Raw genomic sequence first — 23829 nt, 5'->3', positions numbered from 1 at the left:
AACAATCTATGGGTATAGTACTAATTGCATCAAAAGTATAGGCACGTTATAATAGTCACCTAATTACATATAACGAGGTGTAGAAAATGAATAAGACTGAATTAACAAAAGTAGTAGCAGAAAAAGCAGAACTTACACAAAAAGATGCAGCTGCAGCAACACAAGCTGTATTAGATACAATTACAACGGCACTAGCAAGTGAGGAGAAAGTTCAGATTCTTGGATTTGGTACATTTGAGGTTCGCGAAAGATCTGCACGTACAGGACGTAACCCACAAACAGGTGAAGAAATGCAAATCGCTGCTTCAAAAGTACCTGCTTTTAAGGCTGGAAAAGAATTAAAAGATGCAGTGAAATAATTACATATAATGAAAAGGGTTTGATATTCATATCAGACCCTAATGAGACTAACTTAGTTTTAGATATAGAAAAATTTAATTTTCCTAATAGTATTTGAGATGACTCTCCTGATTTGATAAAATCTTAATATATGTAAATTTGCATGTATAAATGTTTGTTTTAATGTTATACTAGATTTAACCAAGAAGCATCCAACAAATTATGATTAATCACTACATTTTCTTTCATAGTATGTCAACGTAAAAAAAGACACTTTCTATAGTGTCTTTTTTTACGTTACTAGATGAATAGATGGATTACAACTTATATTTGGCGATTTTTTATCATATATTATATGATGCTATTTATTATATATTTAATAGCATCCACCATGCCTTGCTGAAACTTATCACTTTCGGTTGGAACTTTTATACCAATTGGTGTTAATCCCCTATGAGATAATTGTTTATTCTCACGGGGATGTAAATTAGGCACAATAATAAAGTGCTGACCGCCTATGCTATTGTGAATGTCCCTATATATTTCCTTAAAATATACATCTTTAAAAGAAAATCCAATAAACAACAAGAATTTACCAGACATAATTCCATTTAGGAAGTCTTTTGTTTTTCGATCCGTATACAAATCATTATAATCATTTTTCGTAACAACCATTGTTTTAGGCCTTTCTGCCATACCGTGAAAATGAACAACTTGCTTTTTACCTTTATTTAAATGATTCTGTAGATTTTCTATATCTTCGATTATCTTAGGAGAACTATAACCGTCCTTCTCTTTATTCCTATATACATCTAATGCATTATCATAATTTGTAGTCAGTATAAAACTAGAAGCCAAATTCATAATATCCCTAATGTTATGCTTACTTTCATCTACTTGATTATTAAAATCGCTGTCTATTTTATTCGTTATATATGTTTTTATTTTATCCTCAGTATTTAAAGTTGGTGAATACTCAAGTATTGTATCTACAGCACCTAGGAAATCACCACTATTAATTAAACCTTCACAGTACTCTTTATCTATTGCTGTATGAAGCTTTTCTTTCATACCCCAAATTAATCCATACCAATCCGGAAGACCAAGTGGCTTTGAGACGCCTGCTCCTAAAAATGGGACTATCTTATCGACATTTTCTTTCAATAACAAGTAGTTATCCATATATTCCTCTTGCAAATACTTTGTTAGCATTTCCTCTTGTTTAGAATTTACCATCTGTATAAACTCCTCTCTTAATTCAAATATTTCTTTAATAAAATGGGATGGACTTTCATGGATTTTCTGCTCACAGAACTCACAATCTTCGTTTAAATCTTCTACAACATCATGTTCTTCATGTTTTAGACATTCATAGGCATAACTTTTTTCAAATAAACTTTCTTGTAATAAGTGTTTCACAAGAAAGTTTATTTCTTTTTCGTTTAATTTTGCATGATAAAGATCTTCTTTTGAGAAAGGTTGCATATTAACTGTGTTAATTAAAGTTTCAAGTAAACTTAAAACCTCTTCTTGCGACTTGAGTAATTCCTGTTTAGCGGTAATGATTAAGTTCTCCAATGACATGATATATAAACTCCTTGCCTAGTGATTTTTTCTGTAAAAATACTATTCTAAAGGATGTCTGCTTAGCATAAATTGTAGTCTGTGAAACCAAACAATTATCTGGGTTAGTATTTCTAAAATCTAAAAACCAAGAAATAGACCATTCTTCTAAATCAGATGATTTTTCAAATTCAGTATAGAGGCTATGAAATAAATCTGTATAGGCAACAGGAATTTTAGATCCTCCGGATTGTGCAGCCCCTTTACTAAATTTACTGGAAATAAATTTTATTCTTGTTGGATACCCTTTTAGAGGTATCTGTTTTGCTATTTTTACTATATCCTTTGTTTTATACTTTTTGCTTATAAACGCAGAACATAACATCGATTGTATTTTCATTCCAAGCGGAGCAGTATTAGTTTTAATAAATGCACTATCATTTGGGAATAGTTTTCTAAGAATAGTTTGGACGCTATCCTTTACCTCTTCTTCTGTAGCTTTTAAAACTTCTTCATGGATGTCTCCTAATAGATTATGTAAAAGATTGGAACATAAATTATACATTCCTTTCCTATCTGACTTCACATCTATACTTTCTAAATTAATTAAAGGTTCAACTATCAAATTTTTAACAGTTGAATACAAGCGATTAAAAGATTTTGGATAATCATCATATTGATTATTCTCATCATTTTTTTTAGATTCTGCCTCTTTTTCATTCTCAATATCTTTTATGTCAGTTAAATTTCGAATCATTGTTAAACAAGTACCATTTTCGAAATTAATATCTATTCCCGCTATAAAGTATCCTATCCTTGTTCCTCTAGGTACAACTTGAACAAATATAAATCTAGCAGTTTTCACCTTATCTCCATTAGTAGTATAGTCATAGCCTGCAATAAATTTAGTACCTAAAGCCTTTATGTCTAACATATCCATTAAATAATACTTACCATCATTCATTTTAGAGAGTAGTGCTTGCGGTATTCTTGTTTCGTTATTAAAACTTTCTAGAATTCGCTTTACTTTCATGTTAAAAGTCGAAACCTCTAACGTGTTATCTGTAACATTAAATCTATCTACAAAAATATTTCTTAATCTACTGTACATTATATGCTCAAAAAATATAGTGTTAAGTAAATACCTATCTTTAGGATTATTTCTAATTACTTCTTCAAAATACGTACTCAATTTCTTTTTATCTTCAATTTTTATAGAAGAACTTAATTTTTCATTCGCTTCTTCTATAATCTTAGAAGAGTCTACAAATTCCAAAAACTTGTGGCCAGTAAATACATAATTTGTCGTCACTTAATTCACCTTCTATTTATTGTTATATAAATATCCTTATTTTAAGTACATATCACTAAAGACAGATCCTGTACCAGTTACTTTACATACTATATTTTTTTGTAAACCATCAATTGTTTAATACTCAACGGAAGCATGATATGCATTATAATATTACTTTAATGTTTTTAAATTATTTAAGATAGAAACGAATCCTAAGACTTTTTGTATTCCCAAAATCCTCATTTCAACCGATTCTAGAAATTTTATAAATTCATTCTTAGTAAACTTCCTTTGTATAATTTCTAACTCTTTTAGCTCTTGCAAATTTTCGACCTCATCAAATCCTTTATGTAATGTAAAGTAAAGGACTCCACCATCTTTAAAGATTTCATAAATTGAGTGTAAGGTACTTTCTAAGTGCTTATTATATTTCATGGAATCTTCACTTTTATTTACCATTGTTAGGCAATCAAAGAAGCGTAGTTTATTCACTATCAAGATATCTTCCTCTATTTTTTTATATGCTGGCGTTAAATCGTAGTTAGAATACTTCTGTAATCTTTTTTCTTCAACTTGTTTTTTTCGCATTTCCTCAGCATCCGGTATTATAAATATACCTTTTTTTATTTCTTTAAGTACACCTTGCTTTTTTAAAGCTAACAATCTTTGTTTACTAATTTCAAATCTATCCATAATATCTTTTGAATCCATCGTATATTGTTTAACGATTCTTTCTACAATCTCTGAGCTATTAATTTTTAGGATTAATGCAAGTTCTTCCAGATCAATAAAATTTGTCATTACAGACCCTCCCGTTTACAAAGTAAATAGATGCTTACTGAATTGTACTATGTACTGTTTACTTTGTAAATAGGTTTAAAAATAATATGGTACGTGAAATTTTATAATCTAGTGCTTTTGTTGAAAATTTATATAGTATTTTATATGGATTATATGTTAAAATATAAGTAGAAAATTTGTTTCCATTGTTTATACTCTATTGTACGTAGCGTGAAGGACAAACCTTACGCCCAGTTAACTCGGGCGAGGTTTGTCCTTTTTTTTACTTTAAGGAGGAATTTACTATGAATAAAGTCTACAAAATTGGAGCAATTGTTACTACATTATGCGTTGCTTGTATCGCTATCTTTACTTTAACTAAAAATGAATCTGTTAACCCAGAGACTGTAACACCAAACAAAACAATTGTATCAGCTGCAGAAACAAAAGGATCGCCCGAAAATATTAAAGATATTTCAAAAGAAGAATTAAAGCAAAAAATACAATCCCATGAAGAGTTTATTGCGTACTACTATCAACCAACTTGTCATTATTGTAAAAAGGCAGCACCAGATATCAATAGTATGTCAAAAAAGCATGATAGAACCATCTATCGTATTGATATCTCTACGCCAGAAAATCAAAGTGCCTTTCAAGAGTTCGATATTCCTGGCACTCCAGTTGTTGTAGCTTATAACAGAGGTGAAGAAATTGAACGCCTAGAAGGTGCAGTGTCAGCTGCTACATATGACGGATTCTTTGCGAGACGTAATTCGAGCGCTAGTTAATATAGTGCTCGTTTTTCTTTTTAAGAAAGGGGAATTTACATGCAACAAAACGCCCGTATTTATTCTTTAGACGCAATAAGAGGTATAGCCATACTATGTATCCTATTTTCTAATCTACCTACTATGACGGGACTAGATCCCTTTAACCAGGCCGGTTATTCCGGTACAGATAAAGGGATTCGTTTTTTAATAGATTTGTTTATACAAGCAAAATTCTATACTATTTTTGCATTCTTATTTGGGGTAGGATTTTTTATCTTTATAAAAAACGCGGAAGCAAAAGGATATTCTATATATAAGCTATTTAGCCGTAGATTGTGTATTTTGCTACTCTTTGGTTTACTCCACTTTATCTTTCTATGGTATGGAGATATTCTACACGCATATGCCTTAGCTGGTTTTATCCTATTGTTCTTTTATAAGCGATCTACAAAGCTTATCTTTATAGTTGGCTGCATCTCTCTATTTGTTAGCTATACACTACATGCTATTTTATTTATACAAGCAAGTTCTTCTATTTCTGCCGTACCTAGTTACTATCAATATATGTTTACAGGCAACACTACCAATCACACTGTAAATCTATTTACACATTATTCACAACAAGTAAAAGCTCGTCTGTTCTTTTTAATAATCGAGGAATTTCAACAATTACTAATAGGAATTCCGGAATATATAGGCTTGTTCTTAATTGGTTTATGGGCTGGTAAGAAAGATATTTTTAAAAGGGTACCGGAATTAATAAAGGAAATTAGATTTATCCAGTGGAGTTCGTTATGCATTTCATGTCTTCTCTCTTGTCCTATTATCTACTATTTTATAAAAACGGATGTCTATTACTCTCAGGATATTAAACTATGGATTCTATTTGGAGGGAAAACGCTAGCTATATTCTATGTTTGTACTCTACTTAGGGTTTGTGAGAATAAAAAATATATAGAGCAGCTGCAACCCTTTATGAACGTAGGCAAGTATGCTTTAACGAATTACATTAGCCAAAGTATACTAACTCTTGTCATTCTTTCGTTGAACTTTAAAGATGTCTCACAGGTATATTACTGGCAATTATGTATCTTCGGGATTTTAATTATCTTTGCGCAAATTATATTCAGCAAAATTTGGAGTAAATATTTTCGCTATGGTCCCATTGAATGGATATGGAGAAAAGGCATTTACAAAAAATAACCTATTTTTCACCAGTTTCATGCAATTGACTGAAAAAAATGATAAAATATCATATGAAAGATTAAAGATATATTTGTGATTGTAAAATGATGTTATTAAAATTAAAGTGGTTCAAGTCAGAGGAAGGCACCTTAGGTGTCTTTTCTTTATTAAAATATGTATTTTAACAAAGCTTTAATACTTATGTATTAGATAATAATATTATTTAGTAAACGGCATTTTTGGATATAAGAGCCAATAAAAAAAGCCCTAACAGGGCTAAATAATTTTCTTCATACCACATTGACGACATTCTCTTAGAAAGATGAAATCTTTAACGGAACTCTTGAACGCGGTATTGCCACAGTTATCGCAACGGCCGCTAATCTTATCTGGCAGCTCTTTGTATGTGTATATTTTACTTAGATCGTAGTGTTGTTCAGGTTGTTTATTTTCCATTCGTTTCACCCACATAGCAATTTGAATTAGTATAGCTAAACCATAATAACACGAAGTGTCCGCATAGTGGATGCTTTTTATTTTTTAAAGGATGTTTGTCCCAGCAGAACCCTATAGAAAAAGCTCCCACAATTAAAATGAGAGCTAACTTCATGCAAAAAATGTTTAAAAATAATATAGTACTTTACGAACTATGAAATAAAACTTTCCTTAATCCTTGCTTTAGAACCGTATAGATTTTTTCTTCTCAATAAATCTACCGTTAAGTTTTCCATTAAAACAAATTCTCCATTGATTAGTAATTCTGCTAATTCTATTGGATACTCGTTTGAACCTTCATCTAAAACCAACCCTTTATTTCCCGAAAGAAATATATAACCATAAATATACCCTTCTCTTTTTCCTGATTGAAATTCACTCATTGTAAAATACCTCCTTATATCTATTTATATATCTAAAATTATTATTTTAATGCATTGCTTTATTTTTCGACCAGTGGAATTAAACATCTTTATTGTTACTAATCACCACTTGTTAAAATTTTACCTTCATAAAAAATATTAAAAAATGTTTTCAAGTGCTACATTAAGCAAAGAAGGAAATTTATAATTCGCTTGTGTTTCCTCCAAAGAATCAGCAATTCGAATTGTTCTTGTTCCAGCCTTCTTCCCTGCACATATATCGGTTTCTTGGTCACCAATCATATAACTACTCGCTAAATCAATATCGTGCCTTTGAGCTAACTGCAGCAGCATACCAGCCTCTGGTTTTCTACAGGGACACCCATCTTTTGGCCGATGGATACAGGCAACAAATTCATGTATATGAGCATCGACGTTTTCATTAATTAATTTTTCTTGCATATGTTCATGTATTTCTAAGAGCTCTTCTTGAGTCATATAACCCAATCCGACGCCCGCTTGATTTGTTGTTACTAGGACCATATATCCCTTTCTATTAAATATAGCAATTGCGTCAGCTGCACCAGGTAGCAGGTAAATATCTTCTGGTTTATTTACAAATCTAACACGATCTGTAAGTACTTCATAAATTCTGTTGTCAATATTTAAATTAAATTTGTAAACTATTCAATTGCATAAGCTCTATAATTTTCAAAAGTATAACTAACAAATTTAAACTAAATTGTTTAGGAAGGTTCGTACCCATGTATAGTTACTTTTGAATCATTCACACTAAATTTCATGTGAAATTCAAATGAAAAAGGGAAATAAATTCGTTTCTAAAAACAAATAAAGATTTTTATCAAGACCTCACCCAAACAATTAAACATTTCCAGAAAACATCCAATATATAGCTTTTCATCCTAAAATGCATACTTTTCTAGTTTAAGATTAATTAGAAAATTATATTTCATTACAACTATAAATCCATCGGAAAATTATAAATTACATTCCAATTAAAATACTGATTAATAAGCAAGAATACTATATTCTTCTCAAATTACCTATACCTATATTTTCACTATTTTATTATGATATCAACATTTATTTAAAGAGGTTTATACAAAGTGAATAAGTGGAACTTTTAGAAAGGGAAGACGTGCTTTCGTTTTCTCTTTCTAAATTCACATAATTTTCAAATATTAAAACCTAAATGTTAATGTTTGATATATAATGAAATCAACCCGTAGTTAGAGTGTTTGCTCCGATTCAAATTATGAGATAGTTTGTTTCACTTTTTTATATTATCCACAAAAAAACTTGTAGGGGTTCCTACAAGTTTTTTACAATACTAATATGTCTGCCTCAAAAATCAAATGATTAAGAACATAATTCAATGGTAAAAACCACATTTAAAAATAAACATCCTAAAAAATTACAATAAGTTAGATCTTTCAGTTAATCTTTTATTTATTTGAATCATTTTTTCATCATCTTTCGGTTGCCTTAGCCAATATAACCATTCAGGTATTAATATTGACCTTATTCTATTATAAATAAAAATTGCATCTTGATATTCTCTACATGCACTTGCATTAATCTCAGATAAATTCCCAGTATCAAATTTGTTAATAATACTATTTCCTAATGCCTCTAATTTATTGGATTGCTTCTTCAATTCATCGGATGTTTTAAAACCATAAATTAATATAGACATCGAAGGTAATAATATTTTTATGATATATTCTTGCATTGACATATTCACAAAAAATCCAAATGCAATAGTTAAAATTAGATATAACCCAGAAACTGCAAATAATAAAATTGAAAAATTACGTTTTAATGAAATTGCCCACATCAAATTACTTCGTTGAGCTAAAATTACATTAACATAGAAGTGTTTTGAAGATAATCCCCCATACCAGTTTTTTAGTTTTTCTTCATCTCCTTTAAATTCAGATGAAAAATCCCTAATGTCCTCAGGAGAAATTTGATTACCTACAAGCACATTGTTCCATCTTATATTAAATAGGTTAATATCAAATTTTTCTTGTATCTTAGCTCCTTTTTCAATATAACCACTTTCTAGCTTCTCGATTTGATAAGCAATTAACAACCATATGGAACCTATTACTGAGAACCAGACACCAGCATTCGATGTTCCAGTGCTCCCGCGATTAAATAAATAAATACTTATTGAGAGTATCGGAATAAATATACTAATACATATTCTTACCGCATAAAATGTTTTTGACTTGTTATAGCAATATCTCATTGCTCTCAAGAGCTCTATATTTTCTTCACTGTTTTGCTTCTCTAACACCCTTACACCATCCTAATCTTCATGTGATGGGAACTCATCACCAAAAACTTTTTTCCAACATTCTATAGCTTCTTTATGTTGTCCTAAATTCTCATACCTTATAGCCAAATCTATGTTTTCAAAGCATCCACTAGCTTGGTTACTAATGGAAAACTTAATATTATAATCCAATGTATTTAAATCCCCTTGTATCCCTTTGGGATCGTAATGACTATTGTATATAGAGGTTTTTAAGTATTCGAAAAATCCTCTTAGCTCTTGTTTCATGCCGTTCCAATAAAATTTATTTTGAAAATAATCCAAAACAATATTTTCCATTAAGTAAGAAGATATTTTTTTAGAACAGTTAGTATTCCAGTACTTTATAACACGAATAAGACCTAATACATTCCCATCAAATTTTTGGTTCGTTTCAGTCGCTCTTTCATTATCAATTCTGGGATCAGTTTTTTTCCAGTTTCCACTACCATCTGGTATAATATAATAACTTTTTCCATAAGCATTCTCTGAAGTAATAAAAGCTGGTACAATATCAAAAACCCAATCATAAGTTGAGAGCTCTAAAGTTGTTGCTTCTTGTCTTCTATGAATTTCTGCTTTTTTGTATTGTGGAATTATTGATAAACTACTCTTAATCTTTTCTATTACTCTAATTGAATTTAGTGTACCATCATCATTAACTAACTTCCTTAACTTATCTGCATCCTCCGGGACGTTTAATACTATTTTATCTGCGTATTCCGTATACGTCGTTCCTTCACCTGTAAAAACTAGCATAAGATCGATATCGTCAAGTGGACGTATTTTTGTTCTTCTTCTAAAAGATCCAAAACCAATAATTTCTTTCCCTGCATAAAGCTTTGGGAAATTTTCAACAACTTTAGGAAAATTTTTTAAATTCCCATACAACCAATCTCTACTATTTCTAGCAATTCCAGTTTGTTCGCTATCTAAGTCCACAGAATTTTTAATAAAATTATCGTATGCACTATTTGCTGTTTTTACCAATTGAAAAATCCCCTCTTCTTCATTTATTAAAACTCTCCACTAATATGTATATTGGTATATTCATATTAATTTATTGCTTTCCATTAGTTTACAACTTATTTATAAATTATGAAACTCTATTTATAGTAAGTAATAAAAAGCTTAATTGTAAGAAGAAGTAAATTGCAAACCAGTAAGAATTTTCCCTATAATGCAAAAATTCTTACTATATATCCTACGAATAATTTTTCTATATTGTACTTAATTCTTTAAATAAACATCTTGGAAATACATATTTGCTTATAAAAAGGGATAAAGATTTTGAAAAAGAAGCTGATGCTTATTTTTTGTCTGTCTATTTTATTCATATTATCTGGTTGTCAAAAAGAATACAACGGAAAATAGGTACAATGGAGCGATACTATAGAAAGCTTTAATACCGACAAACTTGAGAGGAATAATATTCCATATAAAATGAAGGGTAATAAGGTGCATATTCCAGAAGATGCATTTGTAATCATGACTAATAAACTCCATATACTTTTCCTTTCCAAACATACCTCTTGTATATAGCTTAATAAATCAGTTTGCATATTGTTTTTCAGATACATGTTTGAGTTCATTAATGTACAGCGCGTATTGATTTTTATAACAAGCTTGAGAGAACTATCTCTATCAACAAAGTTCCATCTAAATTGAAAGTAACTACTTTCACCATTCTTTCCCTTTTATTAAAGAGTACTAAAAAAGGGCCGTATGCCCCTATCTAACAAGTATTATTTATAAAACACATCATTAGCAGTAAAAAAACCTAAGGAAATGTAAAGAGATCTTCCCTATAATCTCATTCGACTATTAAATACAAATTATGTCTCAACTCAGTATCAAATGCTATCTTACTCATTAACGTATTTCCCTATCACGGTTGCTGGGACCATTCCACTCATTTCACTATATTTTCAACAACAATTCTTCGTTACTAAAAATGTAAATATCACCGTCCTCTGAGATTTTAATCGCAATTCCTAAATTTGAGGCATATCTAGCAGCCTTTGTTCCTGTACCAAATGTATCTTTATATACCACATTGTTAGGCATTTCAATAATCTCTCCGAAACTCACTATATTCATATGGCCATCAATTACCATTGCACCATCAACTACTGAAATAGTTTCTAATAAAAATTTATCTATCTCTGTAACACTCAAATGCCTTTTATTATCTCTAATAACATTTAAAAAGTCTCTGTCTAAATTATTTTTCTTAAATTTATTCTTTACCAAAAATTCTTCAGCATCACTATATGTTAGATTAGTGTTATGTTCATTTTGAAGTACAATAATAAAAATTGAACTACTTCCTTTTTTCGATAACATTTCAATAACGTTTACTAATTTTATTATAGAAGCTGTCATTTTCAAATGAAGCTCTTTGTAACAATCGGCCCCTAAAGAATACAATAAATCTAGCGTTTTCGTAAATAAAATCCTCATTAATGAAGCCAACATTAAACCATAATGTTTCAATTTCCAATCCCCATTGTCATAACTAAGAAAAAATTCTTTATTAAGGAATACATCCATTTTTTTGTCTGAAAGTGAAAAATAAATATAGTTTAAACGTTCTTGAGTTCTTAATCCCTTAGTATAAGCTATCAAAAATTCTTCTGATTTACGCATTTCATTTTTTAGGTCCTCATTTAACTCATGTCCCTTTCTTGATTTTTTGAAATCATCAGTTAAATTCAAAAATGTTTTTCTCTTCATCTCATTTATTGTCCAGTTATTAAACTGCGATTTGATTATATCTGACAAGCTTTTCCCTTCATTTTTTTTTCTTATCATTGCAAACACTTCAAAGTTTTTATTAACTGCCACTACTAACGATTTGTTATCTATTAGTCTTAGAAAGGGTTTTTCATCCAGAAAGAATTGTTGAATAGGCTTTCTATTCTCAATAGTTTTGATTTCCACATTTAAATTCTTTATTTCTTCAATTGTTAATTCTTCATCGAGACAATATATTACTCCAATATTCACCGAATTTCCTTCATAAGTTTTAGTTCCAATATTTTTCAATGAATTTATATTTTCCCAAAACTTATACTGCTGTGTGGGACTTAGACTAAGATATTTTTTATCAATTAATATTAGGGATAATTCTCTTTGAATATTTTGCAGTATATTTCCATTAAGCATACCTGTATCACCGACTGATTTTTCTAAAATCTCTTGAACAATTTTAATTATTTCCATTGTTACTCTATTAGTTACCTGAGGTATATTTAACGATAGTTTACCTTTAAGATTGTAAAGTAAATTTTCTTCCTGCTGATTAATTGGAAATTTAATATCCAATCCAGAATATTGACTTATCTTTTCCCCAAGTCCTTGAAAAAAATCCTCAATTTCTTCTACCGAGTTTTTCTCTTCAAAACTTTCCTTTTCATTTTTATCCAATATTGTCCCTCCATTATATAAATTTAATTTAATTACATTATAACCATAAAATGTAATTAACACATCATTTTAAAATATTGATTTGTACATTATTCCCGTCCCAATCTCATTTTTGGCCTTACATTAAATGTAATCGATTTTTAACTCCTTTTTTAATCAGGGCTCCATATACTTCTACTTTTAATCGTATCCATGTGTTAGATTCAAAAATATTTCAAACCTTGAAAATATATCATAGGAACGTATAGCTTTTTCTATATCATTAAATTCCGCACCTATCGGTATACCGAAACCCATGCTACCGTAAGAATTTTTTCTTATTATTTTATTTTCCATAATTAATGGTGATACATAACTATCTTTACTTGTCATGCCCCCATTTTTTACATATTCAATATGATTTCCCAATTTTAATTTTTAAAATTGATTTTATCAATCTAAAATATCAACCTACATCCCTTGTTGAATAGCATCAAACATCAAAATTTTTCTTGATAACTCCATGTCAGTAAATCCCGTTAATTGATATGGTTTATCCCAAAACTTTTTATGATTTTCTTTAGCAATATGGGTAGCCACTTGACTTTGACTATTTTTGAGACTTTCTTAAAACAATCTTCTTCCAACATTTTCACTTAGATCAGTAAGCATTTTTCTTAAATAAAAAAATAAAGTACCCGAAACCGTTACACCGAACATCTTAATTACAATTACAATTTCCATTTCATAGATAATGTGCATGCATCTGTTTTAAATTGCTTATGTTCTAAGGGATGCTTAAGGGCTACATTATTATTATGAACATTATCAATTTCTAACCATTCATCATTATTATCGGCTTCATCAATCCAAAGTAGATAGACGAGGAAAATATACAAGAATTCTGCTTTTCATAGCCAATTCCGTATGTTTCAAATGGGTTTAAAACAAGGTTCCTTAATTCAATATATCGAATACTATATTTATTCAAATCCCATAGCGGGCTTTGAATAAGTACGGTTTCATTTAATTATTAATTAACATTTTTTTATATAAGCCGTACTCCATCAACTTTTTTATTAATTTTCAGTCCGTGACTAAAATTATTCATCTTAAACACTTGAAATGATATTTACTATTTTTTTGTAATTTACCATTTTGATATTAGTGGCCAAATCCTTTTATTATCGTCCTCAGAAAGAGATGCAAATTTGTGAATTCCTAAATAATTAAATACCCTCTCTACTGGTTTAGTATTAGGCGGAATACTGTCTACCTGTACCGCCAGGAATTCTTGAGATGCAGATATGGTACCTTTTATTGAAATAGCTTTAGAAGTTTCAGTTAGACTCTCAAATAAATTAATTTGACTTTTTTTATTTCCAGTCCCATTCTGAAATTTCAATAACCCTGATTTCATACAATATTTAATCGTCATTTTTTTAATCCACATAAACTATCCATCCCAACACACTTTTTTATAAAAATACTTCATCACAAAATATAACAATCAAAAGTACCCGCATCTTAACTACATGCGGATACTTTTGTTACTATATTTTGCTGTAAATAAGAATCATCTTACATACTTCATATGGAAAGAGAAATGCTCATGTAAGAAAGTGGAAATAAAGAAATAGCTATGATCATAGCCCTCCATTTTTTTATAAGTTACCAGTTGACTATTTTTTTGAGCATTCTCTAAGAAAATATGCTCTTCCAATTGTTTTGGATAAAACTCGTCTTGACTACCTTGCATAATAAGAATAGGTGGAATCGTATCTTCTTTAATTAATTCTGAAGCATCCCATTGTTTCCAAGAATCTTTATCTTCACCTAAATAAGAAGTGAAAGCATTGATTCCCCACGGAACTTGACTAGGGGTTAAGATTGGCGAAAAAGCAGAAATTGCTTTGAATCTCTTAGCATTTTTCAAACCAATCACTAAAGCCCCATGTCCTCCCATTGAATGTCCCATTATACTTTCTTCACCTGAAAAATTAGGTACGATAGTCGAAGCAATGGATGTTAATTCATCTACTATATAGGAATACATTTTATACTGCTTTGCCCAAGGCTCCTCGGTAGCATTTACATAAAAACCTGCTCCTTGTCCAAGATCCCATGCTGCAACATCTGAAACGTGTTCTCCACGCGGTGAAGTATCTGGCATGATTACTGCAACTTGATGCTTTTCAGCCAAACGTTGGAATCCACTTTTTTGACTAAAATTATCATCTGTACAAGTTAAACCAGATAACCACCATATAAGCGGGATTTTTTTCTTTTCTTTATTTGATGGTAAGTAGATACTAAATTTCATATCACATTGCAAAACTTTTGAATAATGACTATATTTACGTTGTTCTCCTTCAAAAGAACGATGTTGTTCAATACATTTAAGACTCATTATCTCACTCTCCATATGTTAAAATCGTACGAATGGATTCACCTTTGTGTAATAAATCAAATGCCTCATTGATGTCTTTGAATTCTAAATGATGAGTAATAAACGAATCTAAATCAATATCACCCTCCATATAATCTTCAACCATTTTTGGAAGCTCAGATCTTCCCTTAACCCCACCAAAGGCTGACCCACGCCATACTCGGCCTGTTACTAATTGGAATGGACGGGTATGAATCTCTTTACCAGCACCAGCTACACCGATAATAATACTTTCACCCCAACCCTTATGACATGCTTCAAGAGCGGACTTCATTACTTCAACATTACCAATACACTCGAAGCTATAATCCACGCCTCCATCTGTCATTTCGACTATAACTTCCTGAATTGGGCGATCATAATCCGCAGGATTCACAAAATCAGTCGCTCCCATTTTTTTAGCTAGTTCCCATTTTTCGGGATTTAGATCAACTGCGATAATTCGGCTTGCTTTCGCTTGAACCAGTCCTTGAATAGCGGCTAATCCAATCGCTCCTAAACCAAATACCGCTGCCACAGCTCCTTCTTCCACTTTTGCAGTGTTGTGTACCGCACCAATACCTGTAGTCACACCACAACCTAATAAGGCAACTTTATCTAACGGAGCATTTTCGTCGATTTTCGCTAAGTTAATTTCATTCACAACTGTATATTCACTGAATGTACTAGTCCCCATGTAATGATAAAGTGGCTCTCCGTTATAAGAGAAACGAGTTGTTCCATCAGGCATTAAACCTTTACCTTGTGTTTCTCGTACAGCACTACATAGGTTTGTTTTACCAGAACGACAGAATTTACATTCTCCACATTCAGCTGTATATAGTGGAATCACGTGATCACCAGGCTTTACTGAAGTCACTTCAGCCCCTACAGAAACAACCACACCAGCACCTTCATGACCTAGTACAGCGGGAAATATACCTTCTGGGTCATCACCTGATAAGGTAAAAGCATCTGTATGACAGACAGAGGTGTATAATATTTTTACTAATACCTCTTTTGCTTTTGGCTCTTCTACATCGATTTCTACAATTTGAAGTGGTTCTCCTGGTTTAAACGCAACAGCAGCTCTACTTTTCAACTGAATCCCTACCTTCTTTTTTTATTATTTACATTACTAAGATTACACTTTATATTTTTAATTACAATACTGACAAATCTGTCACTATAAACATTTTTCGTGGTAAAAAGTCGGAAATTATGGTTATTCATTATAAGGACAAAGAATTTTTCAATGGACACGATTTAACTTTATCTGTAGATAGGAGGAAGTTGGAAAATAGCAATTATATGGATTTTGTTACACCGTTCACCTTTAAGATTAAGTGAGATACAAAAAAAATTTCTTGATATGAATCAATGCATGTTAATCCGACGATTAAGAGAGTTAGAGGAAGATAAAATAATTACTAGGTGTGTATATCCTATAGTACCTCCAAAGGTTGAGTATGAACTTAATGAAATAGGTTATTCCTAGAACCCGTAGTAACTGCCATCTGTGATTTGGGAGATGAATTTAGTGATTTTGTAGAAAAAACAACTAATAAACCACTGGGGGAATAGCTCAAGGTATTTAAATCATTGCTACTATCTGATATTTTTGGCATATAAATTGTTCGGTCCTATATTTTTATAGTACCTATAATAGTTAGTATTCCTCTGCAAAGACCAGAAGTTTTATTTCCTAAAAAACTCTTCACATTATAAAATGTTAATTTTGTTGCTTTCATTTTTTTATAAATATTATTCTGGGAATATGGACAATTTAACTATGTAGATGTCTAGAAGAAATTAGAAAATGAATGATTCGGAACACCAAACGAAAATGAGTGCCACTGAACACACTGCGCTATGGGCTTAATATATGGATGATAGCTTGGCGTGTTATATTTTTCGCTATTAAATAATACACAGAACAGCAAATTTAATAATAGTAAAACTAGTTCTACTGGATGGTTAACTAAACGAAGACCTATTAATACAACTGAAATTAGTGGAGTGTACTTAAATATTCAAAAAACAACGTTGAAAATGGTGCTTGAGTTAGGGTTAGTCAAATTAATTGCTCTAAAGAAGTAAGAGATTATATGAGAAAAAGGATGGCTAGAACAGCCTCCAATTGCAGTTGACCGTAATGACTTGACTAAAAATTAAAATGTAGTGGCAACAAGTTTAATAAATTCAATTTGATTAACCATCCTGTGTTTAGAGGTGAAACATTTGATTATAAAAAAAAGTTCGGATAAAAACATAAAAAAAACAGATGAAAAGTCAAGCAGCAATATGCATTCAATAGAAGATTTGCTTGAAAAAGCAAAAAAATCTCATGATTTTTATCAAACGCAGCTAACGAAAACTGAGGGGTATTTACTTATATCGTATTATACTTCAATAATTGATCAGAAAAAATTAGAAGAGCATATTTTCCCGATCTTTAGAGCTCCATTTTACCAAAGCAATAATATTAAGAATATTAATGACATACAAAAAATAATCCCTATCGAAGATATTATAATAACGGATGATATTGGTTGTATTAAATCTAAATTGATGACAGGGTACGCTATCATTCAAATTACTGAAAAAGATAAATGTTGCGCTCTGGTAAATATATCTAATACAAATGCTGGAATGCGTGTTCAAAACAACGTTGAGAATGAGTATAGTGTGATTGGGCCAAGAATTGGTTTTATTGAAGATATTACAACTAATTTAAATTTGTTACGACAAACTGTTAACACGCCAGATTTAATATTTAAAGAAATTCATATTGGTACAATTTCGAACACTAAAGTAGTGGTCGCCTATATTGATGGGGTAACAAATGATGACTACGTTCAAACAATGATACAACGTTTAGAAGCTATAAATTATGATGTAGTTTTTGACTCTTCTCAGCTCCATCAGATAATAGAAGATAATTCCAATTCGCCTTTTCCTCTTTTACTCCCAACAGAGCGTATTGATAAGGCTGCATTTTCTTTAGTTAACGGTCAGGTAGTTGTATTTAATCATGGTTCGTCTTACGCGATTACCGGGCCATCCACATTACTTGATTTTTTCACATCCCCTGAAGACTACTACTTTCCCTGGGTATTAGCTTCATTTTTTCGTGTTATTCGGATATTAAGTGTATTATTCTCAATTTTTGCAACACCAATATATATTGCAGTCTTAACTTATCATTCTGAAATGATACCTAGAGTATTACTTAGCACCCTTGGGTTTTCTCGTCATAATGTTCCTTTCCCTCCAGTGTTAGAAGTGATTTTTTTGGAACTTACAATCGAACTTTTAAGAGAAGCAGGCGCAAGGTTACCAACTAAAGTTGGCCAGACTTTAGGGATAGTAGGTGGTATTGTCATTGGTCAAGCATCTGTGGAAGCTGGATTAACTAGTAATGTATTACTTATTATCGTAGCATTAGCAGCGTTAGCTTCATTTACAACTCCAAATTATAAAATGTCTAATAACATTCGATTTTTAAGATTTCCGTTAATATTTTTTTCAGCTGTTTGGGGTGGATTAGGAATTGTAATAGGTATTTGTTTTATACTTACACATATTACGCGACTAGAATCATTAGGAGCACCCTATACAGTTCCGTTATACCCTTTAAGGGTTAAAGATTATTCAGATACCTTTCTTAGGCTACCATTAAATAAAACCGAAAAAAGAAAAACTTATTTACGTCCAAAGTCTATTTGGAGGTATCATCCTAATCCTGAAAGAAAAAAGAAAAATGATTTTGATGAATGAGTAGTTATTGAGGTGAATAATGAAGAAGTATTTTTTGGGAGTATTTTGTATTAATTTGTTTTTAGTTGGTTGTGTTAATCAAAGAATTATTGATCATGTCCAAATTATTCAAGTCCTAGGCTACGATTTAAAAGAAGAAAAAGTAAAAGGAACAGTTGTGTATCCAACTTTCGAAGAACAAGGAAAAAATATATTTCATACATTGAGCACTGAGGCGGAAACTTTTGATAAAGTACTTATAAATTTAAATTCTAAATCCTCCTACCCGATTGATATAGGGCAACTACGTACAATTTTATTTAGTGAAGATTTTGTTAAGGAACAAAAGATCGATGAAATTATCCAATATTTAAGTAGAGATCCTATTATAGGATCCCGGCTTCAAATGGGGATTACTGAAGGAGATGTCGAGGCAGTTATAAAATCTAGTATGTCAGAAAAGGTCTCTGCTCACTTCTACGACAAAATCAATCAAAACATTAAATATGCGGGATTACCTAAAATGAACCTTCATATATTTTTGAATGATTTTTATAGTGAAGGAAAAGATCCTTATCTACCTTTTTTTATCTTAGAAGATGGGAGAGCTAAAATTGATGGAATTGCATTATTTAAAAAAGGAAAGTATATAAATCATATTAATTTGGAGCAGTCCTATCTATTAAGATTATTAGATTCTCCAATCAAACACGGTAGTTATGAGACGAAAGTGGAAGATGATAATAAAGAAGGGAGAATTTTTTTAAGAAGTTTAGATTCGAAATCGAAATATAAAATCAAAAACGAAAAAAATCCTGTAATAAACATCAAGCTATCTTTAAAAATTCAGGTTAAAAAGGTTCCCAAATGGATTGATTTATCCAAGAAAGCAGATGTTCAAAAGACGGAGAAACTATTGGAGGCACACTTTAATAAACAAATTGAACAGTTGATTTCAATATTTCAAGAATACGAAGTAGACCCGATTGGGCTTGGAGAGAGACTCAAGGCTAAATCAAAAAACTGGAATTATCAACACTATTTAAGTTTTTATCCTCAGATGAACATTTCAGTTGATACAAATGTGGATATAGTTCAGACAGGTTTAGATGAGTGAATGTCCCATAAGGAGGATGACTGTGAAAAACGTTGTTAATGAACGATTTATGGTATCAGATTTTTATGTCTTTTTTTTAATATTCTCTAACGTCATTGGTATTGGAATTTTGAACTTCCAGAGAGAAATAGCAAAGGATGCCGGCTATGATGCTTGGTTATCAATAATCTTAACAAGTATTAGTATACATATGGCAATTTGGTTGATATATAAGATACTAGAGGCAGTTAACAATGATATAATTTTTATTAACCAGTATTGTTTTGGAAAATGGATCGGGTGGCTATTTAATTGCCTTTTTGTTATTTATTTTTTTTCATTGGCCATAATTGTTTATAGAGTATATATTGAAGTTGTACAAGTGTGGATGTTCCCTTTAATGAATACATGGCAAATAGGATTAGTATTTCTAATCTTGATTTATTATATTGTTTCAAGTGGATTCCGCGTGATTGCAGGCATTTGTTTCTGGGGTACAGTCATCCCGCTATTGATCCTTCCCCCTCTTAATTTATTTGCAATTGATTACGCTGACATCAACCATATATTACCATTGTTTAACCATTCCTTAACAGATATATTAGGATCTTCTAAAACCATGTTTTTTCAATATCTTGGCTTTGAAGCAATACTAATGTTTTATCCTTTTCTTAAAAAACCTGAAAAATCAAAAAAATGGGCGCACCTGTGCGTATTTTTCATTACCTTACTATATCTTTATATTGCTTTTCTGACATTTTTGTACTTCAGCGAAGAATATCTTAAGCATACCAATTGGCCTTCAATATCAATAATGAAAATAGCCGAGTTCCCTATAATTGAAAGGTTTGAAATTGTTGTAGTTTCAATTTGGTTCCTATTGGCTCTACCAAATATTTGTATTAAATTATGGGCTGCGTGTAGAGGTGCTAGAAAAATAACAAATATTAAACAAAGAACTTTTTTAATCCTTTTTTTGATTTTAATGTTATGTATAGGGAATCTAATCGAGAATAAAGACCAGATCCAAAGTCTTTCGCAACTATTTTCAAAAGTCGGATTATATCTTATATTTTTATACTTACCTGTACTCTATCTTCTCATTAAAATAAAAAAGAGTACCATCTAAATTGAGTTCTTTCGGTCTAATGACACAAAAGTTCGCATGGATTGAATAAAATTAATTTAGCAACTGGTATAATTATTGGTGTATGTAATCTTATAAATTGTTTAAGCCTAACGGAAGACAATCAAGGAAATACAATACTGGAAGATGGACGTATAATTTTAGATATCGAATATTCCTTAGGAGATTTGTGGTAGAGAACTATATTTGGGAAATTTCCAATAAAGAACTGTTACCCAATTTTAGGATGAAGCTTTTCCCCCTATCATCAAATAAACACTAATAGATGTAAAAAAATCTAGCAGAGGTTTAAGTTTAAAATCCCCTTAGTCATCTCGAGTCCACTCAAACAGATTATATTGGGGTATCGTCTGGAAAATGCGGATTAATAAAAGGCATAACATATTAGTCAATATAAAATGTGTTATGCCTTTGCTTGTTCAACTAAATCACTTTTTCTTAACTTTGTTAGAAGTGCCGGAATCAATTTAGAAATGTGCTTAGCGTTGTAAATTTGAAATTTTAATAGTGGTACCCCTAATTTGACTGATTTTTTAATAATTCGGGGAATAAATAATGTATGATATGCATAGTTAAACGTCGGGACTCTCCTTTATATGGATAGATGTGCATATACATGGATGGATTAAAGTTCGCTTCAATAATTCCGTAAGCATTTTTATTAGTAGCAGGAACTTCGGTATTTTCAATAATTAAATCGATACCACAAATTTCAACTCCAAGTGCGGATACTGCATCCACTGCTATTTTTTTATAATCATCAGGAATGTGATCTGTCACATCAATCGAGTCTCCACCTGTACTAATATTAGAGTTTTCACGTAAATAGACGATTTCATCATTCTCTGGAATTGAATCCGTTCCATATCCTTGAGCTTTAAGCATAAGGTTCTCCAATTCACCTAACTGTATAGTTTCTAAAGGTGTCCTATGGTCTCTTCCTCTTAGCGTGTCACGATTCTTTTGCACGACTAACTCTTCGATTGTATGTTTGCCGTCACCTTTAACATTCGCAGGAATTCTTAATAAAACAGCATAAACTCGATTATTTAATACAAAAAATCGATATTCTGTTCCATTAAGAAATTCTTCTACTAATATAGAAGAGTCTTCTTTAAATGCTAATGTAATGGCTTGTTGATAATCTTTGTAACTGGCGTCTTCTTTGAAAATTGATATTCCTAATCCATAATTTGTTGTTTTCGGTTTCACAACAAAAGGTTTGGTAGCAAAGAAATCATAGGAACGTAAAGCCTGTTCAATCGTCTGAAATTCCTCACCTTTCGGCACACGGAATCCATGTTGTTGAAGAATTTTCTTTGTTACTGTTTTATTTTCCATAATTAAAGTGGATACATAATTGTCTTTACTCGTCATATTCCCATTTTTCACATATTCAACATGATCTTTTAATTTCAGCTTCAAAAATTGATCTTGTCGATCCAAGATTTCTATTTGGATCCCTTGTTGAATCGCATCAAACATTAAAATCTGAGTAGACAACTCCATGTCAGTAAATCCTGCTAATTGATAGGGCTTATCCCATGATTTTTTATAATTTTCTTTAGCAATCGACGTAGCCACTTGACCTTGACTGCTTTTTTCACTTTCTTTATAAAGTCTCCCAGCTAAAGTCTTACTTGGATCCATTAACATTTCTCTCAGTTGCACAAATAACGTCTCTGAAATAGTCAAATTTAAAGTTTCTGCTAACTGTTCCATCTCATTAATCATATTTTTAGCTTCTATTTCAAATTGTGTATGCTCTAATGGGTGCTCAAGAGCCACTATATCAGTGTAAAAGTCGCCCATTTTTACCCACTCATCACAATTTTCTCCTTCATCTTTCCATAGTAAATAAATTAAGAAAAGATGGAGAAATTCCGCTTGTTCATAGCTAAATCCATACGTTTCAAAAGGGTTTAAGTCTATATTTCTTAATTCAATGTAACTAATACCGTGATCCTCTAAATCTGAAGCATGATGTCCGCCTCTTAAACGGACAGGTGAATAAAATTCTCTTTCTGCTGACAGAAGCCCTCTTTTAACCATCAAAGAAAGATCTGATACATAGTTCTGTATACTGCTATATGACACTTGAACATCATTGGAATTGGTATAACCATATTTACTGCTTCTAATGCTTCTTACTACCTCTTTCAACGAATCTTCTTCAAAAAAATTCTTTTCACTACTAGGAGAAGATCCATAAAAATAAGTGAATAACCATCGATGGTGTAAATAGTTTCTTGTGGCTTTTAGATACATCTCTGTTTTAAAATGCTGGTAATCCTTAATCTCCGATTGCGCATTAAATAAAGCCTGAATTAACTCATCGCCAAATTCAAAGTTAAAATGAACACCACAAAGCATTTGTTTACGACGGCCATAAGAATTCGATAAAGTTTGACGATATTGAACATTCTCAGCATTTTTCAATTTTGCAATCACAATATCTTCGTCTTTTTCTGGTAACTGTGGTGGCATGCTTAATGGCCAAAGCATTTCATTCTTACCCATAGAACGATAAGCAACATCATGTATTGCTGCTAGGTAATCAAACAGTTCCTCTAATGTCTCAGTAACAGGTGTAATTATTTCCATCTGTAATTCTGAAAAATCACGCTGAATATATGGATGATCATCTCGCAGCGAAATACTTTTAGGATGATCTGTTTTAGCTAAATTTCCCGATAAATCTACTCGTTTACTTTCTTTTTCAATCCCATAACGGGCTTTTAATAAGTATGGTTTAACACGGTCATTGACTAACATTTTTTTGAAATTCAATTTAACGATACCCCCAATTAGCTTACCCATGCTTCAAATAATTTCTTATTTTATAGATAATAAACTTAAAAA

The 23829-nt window shown here is 31.1% G+C and carries 19 protein-coding genes and 2 pseudogenes; 7 read left to right on the top strand and 14 right to left on the bottom strand.

Translation table 11 applies throughout. The features are described 5' to 3' along the window. Nucleotides 1–86: 86 nt before the first annotated feature. Nucleotides 87–359 (top strand): HU family DNA-binding protein, encoded by a 273-nt coding sequence (locus tag MHB74_RS28560; protein WP_001043947.1) that lies wholly within the window; start codon nt 87–89, stop codon nt 357–359. Between the two features lie 331 nt (nt 360–690). Here MHB74_RS28560 and MHB74_RS28555 read toward each other — a convergent pair whose 3' ends face one another. The 3 genes from MHB74_RS28555 to MHB74_RS28545 all read right to left on the bottom strand — a co-directional run bounded on the left by MHB74_RS28555 (nt 691) and on the right by MHB74_RS28545 (nt 3997). After that, nucleotides 691–1923, bottom strand: a complete 1233-nt coding sequence (locus MHB74_RS28555; protein ID WP_000051204.1) for an SIR2 family NAD-dependent protein deacylase — start codon at nt 1921–1923, stop codon at nt 691–693. Further along, a complete protein-coding gene (locus tag MHB74_RS28550; RefSeq protein ID WP_000210898.1) occupies nt 1892–3214 on the bottom strand; it encodes a hypothetical protein in 1323 nt (440 codons plus the stop codon). The genes MHB74_RS28555 and MHB74_RS28550 overlap by 32 nt, the downstream gene beginning before the upstream one ends. 153 nt (nt 3215–3367) lie before the next feature. Beyond that, complete coding sequence (locus MHB74_RS28545; protein ID WP_000181006.1) at nt 3368–3997, bottom strand: hypothetical protein; 630 nt, start codon at nt 3995–3997, stop codon at nt 3368–3370. A 284-nt stretch (nt 3998–4281) separates the two neighbouring features. Here MHB74_RS28545 and MHB74_RS28540 point away from each other — a divergent pair, with 284 nt between their 5' ends. Next, nucleotides 4282–4764, top strand: coding sequence for a thioredoxin family protein (locus MHB74_RS28540; RefSeq protein WP_001045585.1), 483 nt, complete (start codon nt 4282–4284; stop codon nt 4762–4764). A gap of 39 nt (nt 4765–4803) precedes the next feature. After that, complete coding sequence (locus MHB74_RS28535) at nt 4804–5949, top strand: DUF418 domain-containing protein (RefSeq protein ID WP_001186864.1); 1146 nt, start codon at nt 4804–4806, stop codon at nt 5947–5949. Between the two features lie 258 nt (nt 5950–6207). Here MHB74_RS28535 and MHB74_RS28530 read toward each other — a convergent pair whose 3' ends face one another. The 10 genes and pseudogenes from MHB74_RS28530 to MHB74_RS28480 form a co-directional block, all read right to left on the bottom strand. Further along, nucleotides 6208–6387: a hypothetical protein gene (locus MHB74_RS28530; RefSeq protein WP_000428650.1), complete on the bottom strand. Its 180-nt coding sequence runs from the start codon at nt 6385–6387 to the stop codon at nt 6208–6210. Between the two features lie 191 nt (nt 6388–6578). Continuing rightward, nucleotides 6579–6809 (bottom strand): hypothetical protein, encoded by a 231-nt coding sequence (locus tag MHB74_RS28525; protein WP_001288776.1) that lies wholly within the window; start codon nt 6807–6809, stop codon nt 6579–6581. 138 nt (nt 6810–6947) lie between these two features. Next, nucleotides 6948–7475 carry a D-glycero-alpha-D-manno-heptose-1,7-bisphosphate 7-phosphatase gene (locus tag MHB74_RS28520; protein WP_061680237.1) on the bottom strand — a complete coding sequence of 176 codons (528 nt, stop codon included), beginning with the start codon at nt 7473–7475 and terminating at the stop codon, nt 6948–6950. 748 nt (nt 7476–8223) lie between these two features. Then, nucleotides 8224–9111 (bottom strand): S-4TM family putative pore-forming effector, encoded by an 888-nt coding sequence (locus MHB74_RS28515; RefSeq protein WP_061680238.1) that lies wholly within the window; start codon nt 9109–9111, stop codon nt 8224–8226. 12 nt (nt 9112–9123) lie between these two features. After that, nucleotides 9124–10119: a hypothetical protein gene (locus MHB74_RS28510; protein ID WP_061680239.1), complete on the bottom strand. Its 996-nt coding sequence runs from the start codon at nt 10117–10119 to the stop codon at nt 9124–9126. Nucleotides 10120–11049: 930 nt separating this feature from the next. Beyond that, nucleotides 11050–12558: a hypothetical protein gene (locus tag MHB74_RS28500; RefSeq protein ID WP_061680240.1), complete on the bottom strand. Its 1509-nt coding sequence runs from the start codon at nt 12556–12558 to the stop codon at nt 11050–11052. Nucleotides 12559–12780: 222 nt separating this feature from the next. Further along, nucleotides 12781–13531, bottom strand: a pseudogene (locus tag MHB74_RS28495) (bifunctional glutamate--cysteine ligase/glutathione synthetase); the annotation flags it as partial. 156 nt (nt 13532–13687) lie between these two features. Continuing rightward, nucleotides 13688–13990, bottom strand: a complete 303-nt coding sequence (locus MHB74_RS28490) for a hypothetical protein (protein ID WP_000264858.1) — start codon at nt 13988–13990, stop codon at nt 13688–13690. Nucleotides 13991–14113: 123 nt separating this feature from the next. Then, entirely contained in the window at nt 14114–14947 is an 834-nt protein-coding gene (gene fghA, locus MHB74_RS28485; RefSeq protein WP_061680242.1) for an S-formylglutathione hydrolase, read from the bottom strand. Between the two features lie 4 nt (nt 14948–14951). After that, on the bottom strand, nt 14952–16067 hold the full coding sequence (locus tag MHB74_RS28480; RefSeq protein ID WP_061680243.1) for an S-(hydroxymethyl)glutathione dehydrogenase/class III alcohol dehydrogenase: 1116 nt from the start codon (nt 16065–16067) through the stop codon (nt 14952–14954). 119 nt (nt 16068–16186) lie between these two features. On the opposite strand from MHB74_RS28480, the pseudogene MHB74_RS28475 reads away from it, so the two are divergent. From MHB74_RS28475 to MHB74_RS28460, 4 genes and pseudogenes are all read left to right on the top strand, one after another. After that, nucleotides 16187–16549: pseudogene (locus MHB74_RS28475) on the top strand (winged helix-turn-helix transcriptional regulator). 720 nt (nt 16550–17269) lie between these two features. Next, entirely contained in the window at nt 17270–18745 is a 1476-nt protein-coding gene (locus MHB74_RS28470) for a spore germination protein (protein WP_046199532.1), read from the top strand. Between the two features lie 19 nt (nt 18746–18764). Further along, entirely contained in the window at nt 18765–19841 is a 1077-nt protein-coding gene (locus MHB74_RS28465; protein ID WP_071727116.1) for a Ger(x)C family spore germination protein, read from the top strand. A gap of 16 nt (nt 19842–19857) precedes the next feature. Further along, a complete protein-coding gene (locus MHB74_RS28460; protein ID WP_061680244.1) occupies nt 19858–20949 on the top strand; it encodes a GerAB/ArcD/ProY family transporter in 1092 nt (363 codons plus the stop codon). Between the two features lie 534 nt (nt 20950–21483). Here MHB74_RS28460 and gshAB read toward each other — a convergent pair. After that, entirely contained in the window at nt 21484–23757 is a 2274-nt protein-coding gene (gshAB, locus tag MHB74_RS28455; protein ID WP_175543878.1) for a bifunctional glutamate--cysteine ligase GshA/glutathione synthetase GshB, read from the bottom strand. Between the last annotated feature and the right edge of the window lie 72 nt (nt 23758–23829).

It is taken from the genome of Bacillus sp. FSL K6-0069 (assembly GCF_038007785.1).
GTDB classification, from domain to species: domain Bacteria; phylum Bacillota; class Bacilli; order Bacillales; family Bacillaceae_G; genus Bacillus_A; species Bacillus_A mobilis.
The sequence above is the reverse complement of the archived record's forward strand: the minus strand, read 5'-3'. Positions and strand labels throughout refer to the sequence as shown.